Origin of the sequence: Pseudomonas sp. BSw22131 (assembly GCF_026810445.1) — a bacterium.
Classification (GTDB): Bacteria; Pseudomonadota; Gammaproteobacteria; order Pseudomonadales; family Pseudomonadaceae; genus Aquipseudomonas; species Aquipseudomonas huanghezhanensis.
Genome location: NZ_CP113949.1, coordinates 4,163,677 through 4,180,544, shown reverse-complemented (window position 1 = coordinate 4,180,544; position 16,868 = coordinate 4,163,677). Strand labels below are relative to the sequence as shown.

The window sequence follows — 16,868 nt, the reverse complement described above, 5'->3', positions numbered from 1 at the left end:
TTCGACTGACGCCGAGGCGACTATCATGAGCATTCATCATCATGCGCTGCGCACCGATCGCCTGATCCTGCGCGAGCTCACCACCGACGACACGCCTGCACTTGCTGCGATTCTTGGGGATTCCGAGGTCATGCGGCATTCCGTGCGCGGGGTCATGTCAGAAAAATCCACGGGCGAGTTCATCGAATGGTGCCGACAGTCCTACCGCGAACATGGCTTCGGCCCGATGGCACTGGTGGATAAATCCACTTTAACGTTGGCCGGTTTCTGCGGTCTCAACGCTGAGCGTGTAGACGATGCCGACGAAGTGGAAATCGGCTATCGCCTGGCAACCGCGTGGTGGGGAAGGGGGCTGGCGACCGAAGCCGCCCGGGCAACCCTGACACATGCCTTTGGCCGTCTGGGCATCGATTCACTGATTGCCATCGTCGAGCCCACCAACGCGGCATCGGTCAAAGTGATTCAGAAGCTCGGGTTCAGTGGTTACGTGCACAGCCAGTATCACCGGCGCAGCGTAAGGATTTACCGGATGACCGAGCAACAATGGTCTTCGGCACGTGCACCGCTGGACTGACTTGGCGCATCAGAATGACCGATTAATGGGAAAACCCTTGCTCAGCTGCTAGGTTTCAGCGAGCAATCACTGGATTTGGCCCATGAAAAATCCCGGGGAGAGGACATGAGGTATCGCAGATCATCGGCGCTTAAGTTGATGAACGTGACGTGGAGTGCGTTGTTTTGCCTGGCGCTGAACGTGCCAGGCCAAGTCTTGGCCGAGGACTCAGTGCCAGAGCCTGCGTTAGTGTTCGTGCAGGACCATCATCTGGGCGAAAGCCTGGGCTGGCTTGGCTATCAGGTTGCCTCGCGCACCGTCACGTTCGCCACCATCGTCGACGCCGTTGGTCGCACTCAGGCGCAGACACTGGTGCAGGACGAGCTGCAAAGCCTGCAACCTCGCTATCAGCCTGAGTGGGACCGCAACCTGGCCGCCGCGTATGCGCAATCGTTTACGCCAGAAGAGTTGAAGCAACTCGACGTTGGGGAACCTGCGCAACCGCTGGCCAACAAATTTCGAACCAAACAACGCGATGTCGGCATGGACATGAAAGGGCGCTCCAGCGAGCTGCTCAAAGTGTACGTGTCGACTGCGCTGGACAGTGCGCTGAAGAAAGCCAAACCTTGAGCCGCCGCGCTGTGCAGCGCGGCCAAGACATATTTTTTTGAAGTAACGGGGAATCGAAACCATGGATGCATTCATGCAGGCGGCCATCGACGAAGCTAAAAAAGGACTGGCCGAGGGCGGCATACCGATTGGCTCGGTGATCGTGCACGACGGCAAGATCATCGGCCGCGGCCACAACCGCCGCGTGCAGGAGGGCAGTGCGATCAAGCATGGCGAAATGGACGCCTTCGAAAACGCCGGACGCCAGCCAGCCAGGGTTTACCGGGAGGCCACGCTCTACACCACCCTGTCGCCCTGTGCGATGTGCAGCGGCGCCATCCTGCTGTACGGCATTCGCAAAATCATCGTCGGCGAAAACCAGACATTCATGGGCGAAGAAGAGTTACTGCGCTCGCGCGGCGTGCAAGTGGACGTGGTGCACGACGCCAGCTGCGTGGAACTCATGACCCGCTTCATCGCCCAGAAGCCTGAACTGTGGAATGAAGACATCGGCGAGTGAGCTGTGTGGGTCCTCCTGCCCCCCGCCAACAGGATGGGAGGACCTAATACACTCGCCGGTAACACGCCTGTTATAAACCGGACAGAAGGCAACGGGAGTGACTAAAGTTGCGACGTGATGGGCAGATAACTCCTATGTCGTCTACATCAGCAACAGTGTTCAAGGATCGGACCCATGGCCCAGCCGCAAACCCCCCGCATTCCCCTTTCCGGTCATCCGCGCTTTCTCTGGTTCGCTTTCATTCCGGTTGTGCCCGCCGTTACATGGACACTTGTTCAGTCAACCTCTACGTCCAACCTCATTGTCTGCTCTGTACTGGTGCTGATCGGTCTCGGTGCTGGTGCCTGGAACGCTGTTTCGCAGCGTGACGCGGTGCTGCGAGCAACTGCTTGGGCACAGGCGGATCAGTCAGACGCGGACGCGGCGCACAACGCCATTGCCTCCCGGGCACAACTCGATGAAGTGTTGCTGGGCGCCATGCCGATCTGGGCCCGGCAAGTGGAAAGCTCGCGCCATCAGACCGAAGAAGCGATTGTGAGCCTGGCCAACCGTTTCACCGGGATCGCCGCGCGATTGCAGGAAACGGTTCAGGCTTCGCAGCACGCAGCCGGCGAACTCGACGGGCAGGCCGCCGACGGCGCGCCTGAGGTGCTGGCGCGCAGCGACAGTGAGCTGAGCCAGGTGATCAATTCGCTCAAGGCCACTCAAACCAGCCGTGACCAGACCCTGGCGCAAGTCCGTGGCCTGACCGCCTACACCGGTGAACTGCGCACCATGGCCGCCGACGTGGCGGCGATTGCCGCGCAAACAAACCTGCTGGCGCTCAACGCCGCCATCGAAGCTGCGCGTGCCGGTGAAGCCGGTCGTGGTTTCGCGGTTGTGGCCGATGCAGTGCGCAGCCTGTCGAGCAAATCCAGCGAAACCGGTCAGCAGATGTCGGCCAAGGTCGACATCATCAATAACGCCATCACCCAACTGGTGCACGCCGCCTCCAGCAGCGCCGACCAGGACAGTCACTCCGTGGCCGCGTCTGAGAACAGCATCCAAATGGTGCTTGAGCGCTTCCAGAACATCACCGGGCGCCTGGCCGAATCTGCTGACCTGCTCAAGCAGGAAAGCTACGGCATTCGGGATGAGATGACCGACGTGCTGGTCAACCTCCAATTTCAGGACCGTGTCAGTCAAATCCTCAGCCACGTGCGGGACAACATCCACGCTTTGCATGACCACCTCCTGCAGGCCAGTCAGTCGCCGGACCAGGCGGTGGCGATTGACGCCCGGCAGTGGCTGGCGCGCATGGACGCCACCTATGCCACCGATGAGCAACGGCGCACCCATAACGGAGAAGCGGCGGTGCAGCAGAGCTCTCAGGACATCACCTTCTTTTAGGAGTACAACATGGCGAAGAATGTATTAGTGGTCGACGACTCCAGCAGCGTGCGACAAGTGGTGGGCATTGCCTTGAAAAGCGCCGGTTACGACGTGATCGAGGCGTGCGACGGCAAGGATGCGCTGGGCAAGCTTACCGGGCAGAAAGTGCACCTGATCATCAGCGACGTGAACATGCCAAACATGGACGGCATCACCTTCGTCAAGGAGGTCAAGAAGCTGGCCAACTACAAGTTCACGCCGATCATCATGCTGACCACCGAGTCCCAGGAATCGAAGAAGGCCGAAGGTCAGGCGGCTGGCGCCAAGGCGTGGGTGGTCAAGCCGTTCCAGCCTGCGCAGATGCTGGCAGCAGTTTCTAAACTGATTCTGCCCTGAGCCCCGGCGCCAAGGAGGCCCCCATGCCGATAACCGCCGAAACACTCGACGACACTGCCCGCGTGTGCATTGACGGCGAGCTCACGATCTACACCGTTGCTGAACTGGCGGGGTCGCTGCTGCCGCAGATGGGCGCGGCGCCACGTCTGATGCTGGACCTCTCGCAGGTCACGGAAATGGATGGCGCCGGGCTGCAGTTGCTCGCAGTCATCCAGCGTGCAGCCGACAACACCGGCACAGTGTTGAGCGTGACCGGCCAGAGCCTGGCGGTTACGCAGGCACTGCAGCTGTGTCGCAGAACGGCCTGATACTCAGCGCCACCCCGTTCATTGATCGACAAGGAAAGTTCAGGTGAGCATCAATCTCGATCAGGCACAGCAGACATTCATCGTCGAGGCGCGCGAACTGTTGCAAGTCATGGAGCAATCCCTGCTGCAACTGGAAAGCGAGCCCGGAGACCAGGATGCCATCGGCGCGATTTTCCGCGCCGCACATACCATCAAGGGTTCCGCCGGCCTGTTCGGTCTCAAGCCTGTCGTAAGCTTTACGCATATCGTCGAGGACGTACTCGACCGTCTGCGCGATAGCAGTGTGGCCGTAGACGCCACGCTGATCGCGGTGCTGCTCAAGTGCGGCGATCATATGCTCGAGTTGATCGAGGTCGTCGCCAGTCGGGGGGAAGCGCTCCAGCCCGCAGCCCTTGAGCGTGAAGCTGCATTGCGTGAGGCGCTGAGTGCCTATCAGGCGCCGGACCAGGTGGCGGACACCGCCGCTCAACGCACAGAAGCTGCCGCCTGCACAGACACGCCCGCCGAGGTGCTGTGGCACATCTCCCTGCGCTTCGGTGTGGACGTGTTTCGTAATGGTATGGATCCGCTGTCATTTCTGCGCTACCTCGAGACCTTGGGGCAGATGACGCAGGTCACTACCCTGACCGACAGCATCCCGGCTCTGGACAGCTGGGACCCGGAAAGCTGCTACCTGGGTTTCGAGATCGACCTGCGCTCGACGGCCAGCCACGCCACCCTCAACGAAGTGTTCGATTTCGTGCGTGACGACTGTGAAGTGCGCATCGATGCAATCGACGTAGCGCTCGACAGCGCTGCGGCCATCGGTAGCGAGTTGGTCACCCAGACCGATCAAAGCCCGGTGACGGCTTCGCCGCAGCGTCTGCCGGCGGCCGGTGATGCGAAACCTCGGGACGGCAATTACGTGCGGGTCAACGCCGACAAGCTCGACTAACTGATCAACCTGGTCGGCGAACTGGTGATTGCCAGCGCCGGCGCGAGCCTGCTGGCCCGTTCCTGCAACAACGACCCGCTGCAAGAGGCGACCTCGACGGTATCGGGACTGGTGGAAGAGATCCTCGATGGCGCTCTGCACTTGCGCATGATCCCCATCGGAGACACGTTCAACCGCTTCCGCCGTGTGGTGCGCGACATCAGTCAGGAGCTGGGCAAGGACATCGAACTGACCATCAGCGGCGCGGAAACCGAACTGGACAAGACCGTCGTCGAGAAGATCGGCGACCCGCTGATGCACCTGCTGCGCAACGCCATGGACCACGGTATCGAAAGCGCCGGGGCCCGTCGTGCAGCCGGCAAGTCGGTCAAGGGGCATCTGAGCCTCAATGCCTACCACGACTCGGGAAGTATCGTGATCGAAATCGCCGACGACGGCGCCGGACTCAACCGCGAACGTATCCTGGAAAAGGCTCAGGAACGCGGTTTGGTGTCCAGCGGTGCGGTGCTCACCGATCAGGAGATTTACAACCTGATCTTCGAAGCGGGGTTCTCTACCGCCGAGGCGGTAACCAATCTGTCCGGGCGTGGCGTCGGCATGGACGTGGTCAAGCGCAACATCACTCTGTTGCGCGGGACCGTCGATCTGGACAGCCGCCCCGGCCAAGGCACCGTGGTACGCATTCGCTTGCCGCTGACCCTGGCGATCATCAATGGGTTTCTGGTCGGCATCGATAAATCCACCTACGTGATTCCGCTGGACATGGTCCAGGAATGCATCGAGCTGGACGAACACCAGCGCCAGTCCAGCCGCGACAAGGGCTATCTGGATCTACGTGGCGAGGTGTTGCCGCTGGTGTACCTGCGCGACCACTTCAGCCATGAAGGCAGTGCCGCTCGACGCCAGAATGTAGTGGTGGTGCGCTACGCCGAGCACAAGGCCGGGTTGGTAGTGGATGACCTGCTCGGTGAGTTCCAGACCGTGATCAAGCCCTTGGGCAAGTTGTTCGGCGCTCTGCGTGGCATCAGCGGCTCGACCATTTTGGGCAGCGGCGCGGTGGCCCTGATCCTCGATATACCGGCATTGCTCAACCAAATCGTACAACTGGAAGCCCGCACGCCCCAGGCGCCTTACTCGCCACCCGTCGTCGCTCGCTGACGTATTTGCAACACCATGGAGGTTCCACGATGAAATGGTTCTACGATCTTAAAATTTCCACCAAGTTGATCAGCTCATTCCTGGTGGTCCTGGCCCTCACTGCTGCGATGGGCGTCTTCGCCATCCACCAGCTCGGCGCCGTCAACCACGCGGCCCAGGACATCAGGGGTAACTGGATGCCCTCCATGCGCGCAGCGGCAGGCATGCGTTTTTTTGCCGCCAACTATCGCTTGAAAGAAAACCGCTACATCAGTACCGATATCGCCGAGGAAAAGGCCCTGGCCGGGCGTGATGCCGTCGAAGTCCGTCAACAGTTCGAAACCCGCATGGGCACCTATGAGCAGTTGCTGTCGAACGATGAAGATCGTCAGCTCCTGGCTGGTGCGAAAAGCGCCTGGGCAGGCTACCTGGCGATCAGCAATCAGCTGCTTGAACTTTCCCGGCAGAATCAGGAAGACCAGGCACGCGCCTTGCTCAGGGGGGAGTCCAAAACGCGTTTTGATGATTTGACCAACCGCCTGCAGAAAATGGTCGAGCTCGATGACGCCGGCGCCACCGTTGCAGGTGACCAAGGCTCGGCGTTGTATGAAAGCGCACGCCTGGCGATCATCGTTGCGCTGGTCGCTTCCCTGTTGATCGGCCTGGGCCTAGCAGTCTTCATCGCTCGGATCATTTCCCGCCCGCTGAGACAAGCCGCAACCGCCGCCGAGCAATTGGCCGAAGGCAACCTCAATGCCCACATCGAGCCGGGCACGAAAGATGAAACCGGCATGGTGCTCAACGCCATGCGCAATATGGTCGGCAAGTTGGGGCACATTATCGGCGAAGTGCGCAACGCTGCCGACAACCTGGCCAGCGCTTCCGAGCAGGTCAGCGCCACCGCTCAATCGATGAGCCAGGCCACCAGTGAGCAGGCGGCCAGCGTCGAGGAAACGAGCGCGTCGATCGAGCAGATGAGCGCCAGCATCAACCAGAACACTGAAAACGCCAAAGTCACCGATGGCATGGCCAGCAAAGCCGCCAAGGAAGCCACCGAGGGCGGCGAATCGGTACAGCAGACCGTGGTGGCGATGAAGAAAATCGCCCAACGCATCAGCATCATCGATGACATTGCCTACCAGACCAATCTGCTGGCCCTCAATGCCGCCATCGAGGCCGCTCGGGCCGGCGAGCATGGGAAGGGGTTCGCGGTGGTGGCAGCCGAAGTGCGCAAGCTCGCCGAGCGCAGCCAAGTGGCGGCCCAGGAAATCGGCGAGCTGTCTTCGAGCAGCGTCGACATGGCCGAGAAGGCCGGCAAGTTGCTCGGCGAAATGGTGCCCTCGATCAACAAGACTTCAGATCTTGTGCAGGAAATCAGCGCTGCATCCGAGGAACAGGCCGCAGGTGTGGCGCAGATCAATACGGCGATGACCCAGCTCAATCAGGTGACCCAGCAGAATGCCTCCAGCAGCGAGGAACTGGCCGCCACAGCCGAAGAAATGAGTAGCCAGGCAGAGCAGCTGCAACAGGCCATGAGCTTCTTCGTGCTTGATGCAACGCCCAGAGCCGCCGTTAAAAGCAGCAGCGTGGACAGCCCGGGCAGCAAGCCCGGCCGTCAGCCGCCACGGCCGATGCCGCAGGCGCCGCGCAAAGCGTTCGCGTACAGCATGGCCAGTGCCCCGGACGAATCCGAATTCACCCGCTTCTGATCACAAGAATCGATGCGGGCCTACAGGGAGAACGACATGGGCGCAGTGATGACGACTCGGCATACCGCAGTTGCGGTGGATGAGGACGCGCAGTACCTGACCTTCATGCTCGGCGGCGAAATGTTCGCCATCGGCATTCTGGGGATCAAGGAAATTATCGAATACGGCAGCCTGACCGTTGTGCCGATGATGCCCGCCTTCGTGCGCGGCGTGATCAATCTGCGCGGTGCGGTGGTGCCGGTGGTCGATCTGTCGGCGCGCTTTGGTCGTGCCAACTCGGCGATCACCCGGCGCTCCTGCGTGATCATCATTGAGGCGAGTACCGAAGAGGGGCAGGCGCAGGACATTGGTTTGCTGGTGGATACAGTGTCTGCCGTGCAGGAGATTCCGGCCGCTGAGATCGAGCCGCCGCCCAGCTTCGGCGCGCGGATTCGATCCGACTTCATCAGCGGCATGGCCAAGGTCGTCGGCAAGTTCGTGATCGTGCTGGACGTGGACAAAGTGCTGTCCATCGATGAGATGTCCAGCCTCGCCGAAGCCGGCCAGGCGCCGTCCCTCGACATCGAACCGCGTTGAGGTCTGAACATGCCAAACACCGCTTCCATCGATGATCGTGAGTTCAGTCAGTTCCAGAGCTGGCTGTACCGTGCGGCGGGCATCAACCTGTCGCCCGCCAAGAAAGCCCTGGTGGCCGGGCGCCTGTTCAAGCGCCTCAAGCACTACGAGCTGCAAAGCTATGGTGAGTATTTCAAGCTGATCATGAATGACCAGCGCAAGGGCGAGCTGCAAGTTGCCCTGGATTTGCTGACCACCAACGAAACCTATTTTTTTCGCGAGCCCAAGCACTTCGACTTCCTGCGCCAGCAGGTGCTGCCCAAGGCTTCGCCGGGCAAGGTGTTTCGGGTCTGGAGCGCGGCCAGCTCCTCAGGTGAAGAACCCTACAGCCTGGCGATGACCCTGGCCGAGAGCCTTGGCACTACCCCTTGGGAAGTGGTCGGCTCGGACATCAGCACCCAAGTGCTGGCCAAGGCGCGCAGCGGTCATTACGCCATGGAGCGTGCCGAGACATTGCCCCAGCCGCTGCTGGTCAAGTATTGCCTGAAGGGCATCGGCCGCCAGGAGGGCACCTTCCTGGTCGATAAGGCTTTGCGTAACCGCGTCAATTTTGTCCAGGTCAATCTCAACGAAGCGCTGCCCGCCCTTGGCGAGTTCGAGGTGATCTTCCTGCGCAACGTGATGATTTATTTCGATCAGCCGACCAAGACCCAGGTCGTCGCACGAATGCTGCCCCTGCTCAAGCCTGGCGGTTATTTGATCATCAGCCACTCGGAAAGTCTCAACGGTGTAAATGACACCTTGAAGCTGGTGGCACCCTCGATTTACCGCAAGCCATGAAAAAGCCTGTCGGCGCGGCCGAAGTGATATTGGCTCCCGGCCAGGTCAGTTTTGCTACGCGGCCGACGCGTTTGCGCACGTTGCTCGGCTCCTGCGTGGCGATCACCTTTTGGCACCCGCAACGGCGGATCGGCGGCATGTGTCACTTCATGCTGCCAGGGCGCCAGCGTAACGACCAGCCGCTGGACGGCCGATATGGCGATGAGGCGATGGAGCTGCTGCTTGGGCACGTCCTCGCCAATGGCACGCATGCACAGGATTACCAGGTCAAGCTGTTCGGCGGCGGCAGGATGTTTCCCGATCAGTCGCGCGATCTGCGCACGCGGGACGTAGCGAGCCTGAATATTAGCGCGGCGCTGGCCCTGGCCGAGCGCTACCACCTGCACCTGACTGCTCAGGACATGGGCAGCACCGGTCACCGCACGATCATGTTCGACGTGTGGAACGGCAATGTCTGGGTTCGGCACCAACCAATGGGAACACTTCAACAAGATGCCTACCAAAAAAATCAGTGTGCTACTAGTCGATGACTCGGCAGTGGTGCGGCAGGTGCTGCTGGCGATTCTCAGCGACACGCCGGATATTCACGTGATGGGCGCCGCTTCCGATCCGATTTTTGCCATGGACAAGCTCGCCCGGGAATGGCCGGATGTGATCGTACTGGACGTGGAAATGCCGCGAATGGATGGCATTACCTTTCTCAAAAAAATCATGAGCGAGCGGCCGACGCCGGTGGTGATCTGTTCCTCGCTGACCCAGAAAGGCGCGGAAACCTCCCTGCAGGCGCTGTCGGCGGGCGCTGTGGAAATCATCACCAAACCCACGACCGGGCTGAAGAATTTCCTGATTGAATCGGCCGCCGAGTTGGTCGCAGCGATACGCGCTGCGGCGAACTCCAACGTCAGAAACCTGGGAAAGCGCAGCGCCAGCCCCGCGCCGTTACGTGCCCCGGCCGGCAAGCTCAGCGCGGATGCGATTCTGCCTGCCGCCAATGGCCAGGCCATGGCTCAGACCACTGAACGTATCGTCGCCATCGGCACTTCCACGGGTGGTACTCAGGCGCTGGAAGCAGTGCTGACGGCGCTGCCGAGGGTCTGCCCCGGCATGGTGATCGTGCAGCACATGCCAGAGAAATTCACCGCCTCCTTTGCCGAGCGCCTCAACAGCATCTGTGAGATCGAGGTGCGTGAAGCGCGCAGCAACGACCGCATCCTGCCCGGCCTGGCGCTGATCGCCCCCGGTGGCAAGCACCTGATGGTCACCCGCAGCGGCGCCTACTATCACGCCCAGGTTATCGACGGTCCGCTGGTCAACCGGCATCGGCCTTCAGTGGATGTGTTGTTTCGCTCGGTGGCCAAGTTCGCCGGCAAGAACGCCACCGGCATCATCATGACCGGCATGGGCGACGATGGCGCGCGCGGGCTCAAGGAGATGCTGGATGCCGGAGCTGCCACCGTTGCCCAGGACGAGGCCAGTTGCGTGGTGTTCGGCATGCCCAAGGAGGCAATCAAACTCAATGCCGCCCAGCGCATCATGGCGCTGGAGAACATTCATCAGGCGATCTTGTACAAGTGAAGTGGAGCGCCAGCCTGCAAGAACTACCTGGTTAGCAGGATTGGGCGGCCAGGTGATTGCTGACATTACGCCCCAACACAAGCACCGTGACAAAGCCGCAGCCCACCAAGACCGTGGCCAGACTCAACAGCACCGAGCTGCCCAGTTGGTCGACGATCTGCCCGCCGAAGAACGAGCCCAACGCAATGATCACTTGGAATAAGGCGACGAACAGCGGCATGCCGCGTTCGACGTCCTTGGGCGCTACGACGAACATCCAGATACTGGCGCATGCCGGGAAGGCGCCGAACGCGAAGCCCCAGAGCGCGATCAACATCGCTGCGCCGGTCATGCCGGTGGCGAAATAGGGGAACAGCGCGGTGCTGATGCCGATCATCAGTGCGACCAGTAGCAGGGTGTTGCGCACGCTTCGGTTGGCGGCGAAACCGGCAAAGACATTGCCCATCACCCCGGCGATCCCGTAGAGCAGCAGCAGTGAGCCAATCGTCGGCCCATCGAAGCCGGCGCTTTGTTTGAAAAAGGGCGCGACATAGGTGTACGCGGCAAAGTGCGCAAGACCAATCAGCAACACCGCGATCAATCCCACCCGGGCTTGTGGATTGATGAACAAGGCCGGCAGGTCACTGATGCGAATGGCTTTGTCCGGGGTAAGCCGCGGCAGCAGGAAGATCTGCGCCAGCAGCACCGGTATGCCCACGATCGCGGTTACCAGAAAGGTCATGCGCCAGCCCATCAGGCCACTCAGCCAAGTGCCGACGGGCACGCCCAACACAGTCGCGAGGGTCACACCGACCATGATGATCGAGGTAGCCTGTGCGACACCCACGCCCTTGGGCGCCAGTCGGCCACTGAGGGCAATGGCCGTGGCCCAGAACCCGCCGATGCTGATGCCCAGCAGTACACGGCCGAACAGCAGCAGACTGAAGTCACTGGCGTAAGCCACCACCGAGTTGGCGATGATCATGAGCAGCGTCAAGGCAATAAGCAGATAACGTCGGTCCATGGCGCCAATGCCCACAGACAGCAAAGGGGCGGCGAGGGCGGCCATGATGCCGGGCAGGGTAATCATCAGCCCGGCGTGGCCTGCGCTGATGCCCAGATCGCTGGCGACATCGTTGAGCACGCCTACCGGGAGAAACTCACTGGTCACCAGGGCGAAGGCACCCACGGCGACCGAAAGAATCGCCAGCCACTGCTGTTTGACGCTCTGTTGACTGTGCTCGGGGGGGCTGTGAGGGGCTTGGCTGGCGCTGGGCATAAGTCTGGGTTCCAGAGGAGAATGTCGCCTGAAGGCAGGCGGAGAGAGCGGGGACAAATCGGGGGGCGATTATAGGAGGCGGCTCTGGCAACCACACAGGGGGGTATTTCGATAGTAATCATCAGTGCAATCGATGAGACGGGTCAGGCAGCGCTCCCGATCCGGGCAGCGTGTGGACGCTAGGGCGTAGAGCCCTAGCATACAGAAGATGTCACTTCTTCTTTTTCGCAGGCTTTTCTGCTTTCTCGGACTTCTTGGCCTTTTCTGGCTTGCTGTCCGCTTTCTTTTCAGACTTCTTTGGCTCAGCGTCTTTTTTCTTGTCTTTCTTTTCGGAAGATTTTGAAAGCGCTGAAGCGGCGGCTGATTTCTTTGCCGGGGATGCGTTTTTATCCTTCAAATCCTTGCTGGCTTTCGAAGCTTCACCTTTGCTTTTCTTGTCGTCTTTAGCCACGTGAACCACCTCTCGGAGTGTGCCGTCATTGGCACATGGCATGTGGGAATATCCACAAGCTGATCATTAGGCGAACGCGTTTAAAAGCGGTTCAATCTTTTTGATGCGTCAGGTGAGGACTAAGCCCTATCTATCCGTACGGCGTAACATCCTTGCCTGGCATGGTGAACGTGAAGGTGACTGACATTCGGATCGGCAAGCATTCGGACGACTACATGTTCTATTTCTGTCCCGGCGACAACCTCCGCATCAAGCATCATGCCGCTCCGGTTATAAGTGCGCCGTGAGAGGAGGCGAATTCGCATGGATTCAGGAACCTGACCGACTGCGTCATATTTTTGCATCGCGCGTTCCCGTAAGAAGATCGCGTGCGAGGCGCGGTAAGGCGTATCGGCCGGCTGGCACCAACCAGCACAATAGGGCCCGGGTCGCTGCAGACTCAGCGCTAACGTGAACGAACGTACAGAGCGCATGTCAGCTAATTCGCAAGCGCGGCTCTTACCGGCGTTTTGAATCGTGCGCGTCTTACCGTCATTATTTTTCCAGGAATTGAACGATGTTGAATAAATGGAATTTGCCTGCCATGACGAACCGACCTCTTAAAAACGCTGCATTGGGCTTGGCCCTGAGCTTTGCTGTATCCGTTAGCCTTGGTGCCTCGATAGCCCATGCCGCCTCGTCGCCTCCGGAGGCCAGTAGCAGCTACACCGCAGAACAGGCCTCGATGCTGGGGGGCAAGTTCTCGTTCAACATACCTGCCGGATATGCCAAAGACCCTAATCCACTGGACCCCAGAGCCATAGCGATGGGGGCAAAAGGTGCAAGCTACCTCAGCACTGCAGAAAAAAGTTTGCTGATCACCGCACAGATGCCGCTATTGGTGGACGCTGACTCCGACGATGACGACTTCACATTGAGCGCTATTGTGAAGGGCACAGAATTGGAGCAGAGCTCAAGCTACAAAGACTTTAAAAAACTAGGAGAAAAGAGCGTCTTAAAAGCCAATGGGCTGGGCTTGCGTCAGCTAGACACCTCTTTCAATCTGGGTGGTAAGCAGATGCTCGCGACCTCGGTTGTGGCAGCCTCCAGCACACAGTCTGCTGTGGTGACGGTGCTGACCAACGCAGACAACCCCAAAGCCCACGCCGCGCTGGTCAATACCGTTATCGGCGAATAGATACGGCTGAGTGAGTCAGGCATGACTGGCTCGCTCGCCCGACCCGTACTCGCTATCAGGGTCAATTCAGCATCAGCGATAACAACTCGGTCGATTAGGTAACTGCGGTAGTCCGGCAAAGCCAACATCTATCGCAACTCGCTACTTCCCTGCACAGAAACGGGCCGGCGCTGTGCCATCTGGTAGCACACGGCTCTATTTTCTTGCGACATCTCTCCCGCGTATCAACCAAAAATTGCATTTGAATCAGTCAGTTAACCTTCAACAAGGGTTATTGGCACGCACCATGCTTTGTTGCATTCATGGATAATTGGATACAAAAATACAAAGAGGCTGCCAATGCAATTTGCCCCCGCTTACGTTGACCGCCAGCCTCTCACTGCAGAAGAAGAGGCCTACAACTTCCTCCTCGATGCCATCTGCGGCGGCCGTTTCCGCAAAGGCGATCGCCTGATTGCCGAGGATATTGCCGGCGAAATCGGCATGAGTCGCATGCCGGTGCGCGAAGCATTCCGCCGCCTGGATGCTCAGGGCCTGGTAACGCTGCGGCCCAATCGCGGTGCCATCGTCAGCGGTCTGGATATCGATGAGCTGCAAGAGGTGTTCGAGATGCGTAGTGCACTTGAAGGCCTGGCGGTGCGCGTCGCGGTCAGCCGCATTGGGGAGCGCCAGATGGCGGCTCTGGAGCGGCTGTTGGACGAGATGGATGATTACCGCGACGAGAGCGCAGCGTGGGTCCGTCGCCACCGCGCCTTTCACGAATACCTGTGCGGGCTCAGCGGCCGGCCGCGCTTGCTGAAGCAGATTTCGGCGTTGTATTCGCTGGTAGAGGCTCCCATGCGCTTGTGGCTGCAGCACAGCGAAAAACCCCTCAGCGCGCGCCAGGAACACGCGGTAATCCTCGACGCGATCCGCGCCGGTGACGCCGCCCGCGCCGAAGCCGTGGTGTGCGAACACATCGAAAGCACCGTACCGCTGCTGATTCAATTTCTGCAATTGGAAAAATAAGAGAGGCGGGTCTGAACCCGCCCATGTTTCGACGTCGATCCTGCCCCGTTATTCAACGAAGTGGAGTGTCTGGTCATGCATAAACAACACCGCGCCTTGCTGGTGGCTGTAACCCTTGGCCTCTGCACACAATGGGCGTTTGCCGCGCCCCTGGTGCCGGAGCGTCTGCAAAAGGTCGACAAGCTCACATACTGCTCGGGGATGGATTCACCGCCGCTGGTTTCCTTCGACGAATCCCAGAAACCGCGTGGGCTCACGGTTGACCTGGGCCTGGAAATCGCCAAGCGCCTGGGCAATAAAAACGTGCAGTGGCGGGTCATTCCGTTTTCCGGCCTGGTGCCGGCGCTGCTTGCCCAGCAGTGCGACATGATCGTCGACCAGTTGTTCGACAAGCCCGAGCGCCGTCAGGTGATCGACATCGTCAACTACATGTACTCCAGCCAGGCGGTGGTGGTACCCAAGGGCAACCCCAAAGGCCTAAAGACCCTGGATGACCTGTCCGCGCATAAGGTGGCGGTGCTCAACGGTTCCACCATCAAGACCCTTCTGGACACCCAGAACGAAAGCCTCGCCAAGGCCGGCAAGCCACCGATGAAGATGGTGGTCTACAACACCGACACCGATGCCTTCCAGGCGCTGCGCATCAGCCAGGTCGACGCCTATGGCACCACCGTTGAAACCGCCGGTTACTACGCTGCGATGGCCCCGGATCTGTTCCAGGAAGGGGTGCCTGCATTCAGCCGCATCCTCACTGGCTTGGGCATGCGCAAGGACGACCCGCAACTGACCGCCGCCGTGCAGCAGATCATCAGCGACATGCGCAGCGACGGGAGCTATGCGCAATTGCTCAACAAATGGCATGTCAGCAGCGACACACTCGACTGAGGTTCTAAAACGATGAATTTCAATTGGGATGTGTTCTGGCAATACCTGCTGCAGCCCAGTGGGGTCTACCTCACCGGGTTGTGGCTGACTTGCCTGATCAGCGTGCTGGCGATGCTGCTCGGCTGTGCGCTGGGCTTGGCGGCGGCGCTGTTGCGCCTGTCGAAGAACCCGCTGCTGCATTTGCCGGTACGCCTTTACGTGTGGCTGATGCGCGGCACGCCGCTGCTGGTGCAGATCGTGTTTTTGTACACCGCACTGGCAGCGGGCGGGATCTTCCGCTTCGAGGACATCGAGCTGTTTGGGCTGATCATCCCCGGCAATATCCAGGCGGCGATCATCGCCCTTGGGCTGAATGAAGGCGCGTACATGGCCGAAATCATCCGCGCCGGCATCGGCGCGGTGGACAAGGGCCAGTACGAAGCCGGGCGTTCCCTGGGCATGGGGTTCGGCAAGCTGATGCGGCGCATTGTGCTGCCCCAGGCGTTTCGGGTGATCGTGCCGCCGCTGGGCAATGAGTTCAATGTGATGCTCAAGAACACCACGCTGGTCAGTGTGATCGGGGTGCAAGAGTTGTTGCTCAGCACGCAGATGGTGACCTCGGCGACGTTTCGCGTATTCGAGTTGTACCTGGTTGTCGCGATTTACTTCCTGACGTTGACCACCCTGTGGGGCTTTTTCCAGCGCTGGCTCGAAAACCGCTTCGGCCAGTCCGATCGACCTTCGTCGCCACCTCCGGCCGCCAGCCGAATGTTCGGTCGCAGCACCCTGAAACTGCTGAGGGGACGTTAACCATGGCGCACCAAAGTGAAGAGCTGATCATTGACGCACAGGATATCCAGAAGTCGTTCGGCGAGTTGCAGATCCTCAAGGGCATCTCCCTGCAAGTACGGCGCGGCGAAGTGGTGGTGCTGATCGGCGCCTCCGGCTCCGGCAAGACCACCTTTATCCGCTGCATCAACCTGCTTGAAGACATCCAGGGCGGGCGCATTCGCGTCAACGGCCGCGACATGGGTTATCGCGAACGCGCCGATGGCAGCCTGGTGCGCGATTCGGAGCGCAACATCGCCCGCCAGCGCCGCGACATCGGCATGGTGTTCCAGCGCTTCAATCTGTTCCCGCACATGACCGCGTTGGAGAACATCATCGAAGCGCCGATTCAGGTACTCGGCGTACCGCGTGCCGCGGCGCTGGAACAGGCTCGCGGCTTACTGGCGCGGGTCGGCCTGGCGGACAAGGCCAGCCATTATCCGTCGATGCTCTCCGGCGGCCAGCAGCAACGGGTGGCGATTGCTCGTGCGCTGGCGATGAAACCCCAGGCGATGCTGTTCGACGAACCTACCAGCGCCCTCGACCCGGAAACCGTCGGCGAGGTCCTGCAGGTTATGAAGGAACTGGCCGAGGAGGGCATGACCATGGTGGTAGTCACCCATGAAATGGGCTTTGCCCGTGAAGTGGCCGATCGCGTGGTGGTGCTTGATCAGGGCGAGCTGATCGAACAAGGACCGCCGGAGCAGATTTTCAGCCACCCCAGCCATCCGCGTACCCGGGCGTTTCTCAGCCGCGTGTTATGACCTTTTTTGAA

General features: G+C 60.1%; 19 protein-coding genes and 1 pseudogene. 17 read left to right on the top strand and 3 right to left on the bottom strand.

Annotated features, from left to right (window positions below; all coding sequences use genetic code 11):
• The first annotated feature begins 25 nt into the window (after positions 1-25).
• The 12 genes and pseudogenes from OYW20_RS18770 (at position 26) to OYW20_RS18715 (ending at position 10,507) form a co-directional block, all read left to right on the top strand.
• The gene (locus tag OYW20_RS18770; RefSeq protein ID WP_268797423.1) at positions 26-574 is read left to right on the top strand and encodes a GNAT family N-acetyltransferase; all 549 of its coding nucleotides are present in this window, start codon (positions 26-28) and stop codon (positions 572-574) included.
• A gap of 105 nt (positions 575-679) precedes the next feature.
• Positions 680-1,183 (top strand): hypothetical protein, encoded by a 504-nt coding sequence (locus OYW20_RS18765; RefSeq protein ID WP_268797422.1) that lies wholly within the window; start codon positions 680-682, stop codon positions 1,181-1,183.
• 61 nt (positions 1,184-1,244) lie between these two features.
• Complete coding sequence (locus OYW20_RS18760; protein WP_268797421.1) at positions 1,245-1,682, top strand: nucleoside deaminase; 438 nt, start codon at positions 1,245-1,247, stop codon at positions 1,680-1,682.
• A 174-nt stretch (positions 1,683-1,856) separates the two neighbouring features.
• Positions 1,857-3,071, top strand: a complete 1,215-nt coding sequence (locus OYW20_RS18755; RefSeq protein WP_268797420.1) for a methyl-accepting chemotaxis protein — start codon at positions 1,857-1,859, stop codon at positions 3,069-3,071.
• A 9-nt stretch (positions 3,072-3,080) separates the two neighbouring features.
• Positions 3,081-3,449: a response regulator gene (locus OYW20_RS18750; RefSeq protein ID WP_268797419.1), complete on the top strand. Its 369-nt coding sequence runs from the start codon at positions 3,081-3,083 to the stop codon at positions 3,447-3,449.
• Positions 3,450-3,472: 23 nt separating this feature from the next.
• On the top strand, positions 3,473-3,757 hold the full coding sequence (locus OYW20_RS18745; protein WP_268797418.1) for an STAS domain-containing protein: 285 nt from the start codon (positions 3,473-3,475) through the stop codon (positions 3,755-3,757).
• Positions 3,758-3,800: 43 nt separating this feature from the next.
• A pseudogene (locus OYW20_RS18740) lies at positions 3,801-5,849 on the top strand (chemotaxis protein CheA).
• A gap of 29 nt (positions 5,850-5,878) precedes the next feature.
• Positions 5,879-7,537 (top strand): methyl-accepting chemotaxis protein, encoded by a 1,659-nt coding sequence (locus OYW20_RS18735; protein WP_268797417.1) that lies wholly within the window; start codon positions 5,879-5,881, stop codon positions 7,535-7,537.
• 36 nt (positions 7,538-7,573) lie between these two features.
• Entirely contained in the window at positions 7,574-8,113 is a 540-nt protein-coding gene (locus OYW20_RS18730) for a chemotaxis protein CheW (RefSeq protein ID WP_268797416.1), read from the top strand.
• 9 nt (positions 8,114-8,122) lie between these two features.
• Positions 8,123-8,932 carry a CheR family methyltransferase gene (locus OYW20_RS18725; RefSeq protein ID WP_268797415.1) on the top strand — a complete coding sequence of 270 codons (810 nt, stop codon included), beginning with the start codon at positions 8,123-8,125 and terminating at the stop codon, positions 8,930-8,932.
• Positions 8,929-9,462 carry a chemoreceptor glutamine deamidase CheD gene (cheD, locus tag OYW20_RS18720; protein ID WP_268797414.1) on the top strand — a complete coding sequence of 178 codons (534 nt, stop codon included), beginning with the start codon at positions 8,929-8,931 and terminating at the stop codon, positions 9,460-9,462. Before OYW20_RS18725 ends, cheD begins: the two co-directional genes overlap by 4 nt.
• Positions 9,425-10,507, top strand: coding sequence for a protein-glutamate methylesterase/protein-glutamine glutaminase (locus tag OYW20_RS18715; protein ID WP_268797413.1), 1,083 nt, complete (start codon positions 9,425-9,427; stop codon positions 10,505-10,507). The genes cheD and OYW20_RS18715 overlap by 38 nt, the downstream gene beginning before the upstream one ends.
• Positions 10,508-10,538: 31 nt before the next feature.
• Here OYW20_RS18715 and OYW20_RS18710 read toward each other — a convergent pair whose 3' ends face one another.
• From OYW20_RS18710 to OYW20_RS18700, 3 genes are all read right to left on the bottom strand, one after another.
• Complete coding sequence (locus tag OYW20_RS18710) at positions 10,539-11,765, bottom strand: MFS transporter (protein WP_268797412.1); 1,227 nt, start codon at positions 11,763-11,765, stop codon at positions 10,539-10,541.
• Between the two features lie 211 nt (positions 11,766-11,976).
• Positions 11,977-12,225, bottom strand: a complete 249-nt coding sequence (locus tag OYW20_RS18705; RefSeq protein ID WP_268801181.1) for a hypothetical protein — start codon at positions 12,223-12,225, stop codon at positions 11,977-11,979.
• Positions 12,226-12,335: 110 nt separating this feature from the next.
• Positions 12,336-12,560 (bottom strand): DUF1203 domain-containing protein, encoded by a 225-nt coding sequence (locus OYW20_RS18700; protein ID WP_268797411.1) that lies wholly within the window; start codon positions 12,558-12,560, stop codon positions 12,336-12,338.
• A gap of 212 nt (positions 12,561-12,772) precedes the next feature.
• Between OYW20_RS18700 and OYW20_RS18695 the strand changes: the two genes are divergently transcribed.
• The 5 genes from OYW20_RS18695 (at position 12,773) to OYW20_RS18675 (ending at position 16,857) form a co-directional block, all read left to right on the top strand.
• Positions 12,773-13,393: a polyribonucleotide nucleotidyltransferase gene (locus OYW20_RS18695; RefSeq protein WP_268797410.1), complete on the top strand. Its 621-nt coding sequence runs from the start codon at positions 12,773-12,775 to the stop codon at positions 13,391-13,393.
• Positions 13,394-13,732: 339 nt separating this feature from the next.
• Entirely contained in the window at positions 13,733-14,401 is a 669-nt protein-coding gene (locus OYW20_RS18690) for a GntR family transcriptional regulator (RefSeq protein WP_268797409.1), read from the top strand.
• A 75-nt stretch (positions 14,402-14,476) separates the two neighbouring features.
• Positions 14,477-15,286 carry an ABC transporter substrate-binding protein gene (locus OYW20_RS18685; RefSeq protein WP_268797408.1) on the top strand — a complete coding sequence of 270 codons (810 nt, stop codon included), beginning with the start codon at positions 14,477-14,479 and terminating at the stop codon, positions 15,284-15,286.
• A 12-nt stretch (positions 15,287-15,298) separates the two neighbouring features.
• Positions 15,299-16,075, top strand: coding sequence for an amino acid ABC transporter permease (locus OYW20_RS18680; protein WP_268797407.1), 777 nt, complete (start codon positions 15,299-15,301; stop codon positions 16,073-16,075).
• A gap of 2 nt (positions 16,076-16,077) precedes the next feature.
• Entirely contained in the window at positions 16,078-16,857 is a 780-nt protein-coding gene (locus OYW20_RS18675) for an amino acid ABC transporter ATP-binding protein (RefSeq protein WP_268797406.1), read from the top strand.
• Positions 16,858-16,868 lie beyond the last annotated feature (11 nt).

Coding starts and splice junctions, on each gene's coding strand:
- OYW20_RS18745 (WP_268797418.1), top strand. CDS start 3,473: ATGCCGATAACCGCCGAAACACTCGACGACACTGCCCGCGTGTGCATT.
- OYW20_RS18710 (WP_268797412.1), bottom strand. CDS start 11,765: ATGCCCAGCGCCAGCCAAGCCCCTCACAGCCCCCCCGAGCACAGTCAA.
- OYW20_RS18715 (WP_268797413.1), top strand. CDS start 9,425: ATGCCTACCAAAAAAATCAGTGTGCTACTAGTCGATGACTCGGCAGTG.
- OYW20_RS18695 (WP_268797410.1), top strand. CDS start 12,773: ATGTTGAATAAATGGAATTTGCCTGCCATGACGAACCGACCTCTTAAA.
- cheD (WP_268797414.1), top strand. CDS start 8,929: ATGAAAAAGCCTGTCGGCGCGGCCGAAGTGATATTGGCTCCCGGCCAG.
- OYW20_RS18690 (WP_268797409.1), top strand. CDS start 13,733: ATGCAATTTGCCCCCGCTTACGTTGACCGCCAGCCTCTCACTGCAGAA.
- OYW20_RS18755 (WP_268797420.1), top strand. CDS start 1,857: ATGGCCCAGCCGCAAACCCCCCGCATTCCCCTTTCCGGTCATCCGCGC.
- OYW20_RS18725 (WP_268797415.1), top strand. CDS start 8,123: ATGCCAAACACCGCTTCCATCGATGATCGTGAGTTCAGTCAGTTCCAG.
- OYW20_RS18685 (WP_268797408.1), top strand. CDS start 14,477: ATGCATAAACAACACCGCGCCTTGCTGGTGGCTGTAACCCTTGGCCTC.
- OYW20_RS18750 (WP_268797419.1), top strand. CDS start 3,081: ATGGCGAAGAATGTATTAGTGGTCGACGACTCCAGCAGCGTGCGACAA.
- OYW20_RS18735 (WP_268797417.1), top strand. CDS start 5,879: ATGAAATGGTTCTACGATCTTAAAATTTCCACCAAGTTGATCAGCTCA.
- OYW20_RS18730 (WP_268797416.1), top strand. CDS start 7,574: ATGGGCGCAGTGATGACGACTCGGCATACCGCAGTTGCGGTGGATGAG.
- OYW20_RS18765 (WP_268797422.1), top strand. CDS start 680: ATGAGGTATCGCAGATCATCGGCGCTTAAGTTGATGAACGTGACGTGG.
- OYW20_RS18770 (WP_268797423.1), top strand. CDS start 26: ATGAGCATTCATCATCATGCGCTGCGCACCGATCGCCTGATCCTGCGC.
- OYW20_RS18760 (WP_268797421.1), top strand. CDS start 1,245: ATGGATGCATTCATGCAGGCGGCCATCGACGAAGCTAAAAAAGGACTG.
- OYW20_RS18700 (WP_268797411.1), bottom strand. CDS start 12,560: ATGCAAAAATATGACGCAGTCGGTCAGGTTCCTGAATCCATGCGAATT.
- OYW20_RS18680 (WP_268797407.1), top strand. CDS start 15,299: ATGAATTTCAATTGGGATGTGTTCTGGCAATACCTGCTGCAGCCCAGT.
- OYW20_RS18675 (WP_268797406.1), top strand. CDS start 16,078: ATGGCGCACCAAAGTGAAGAGCTGATCATTGACGCACAGGATATCCAG.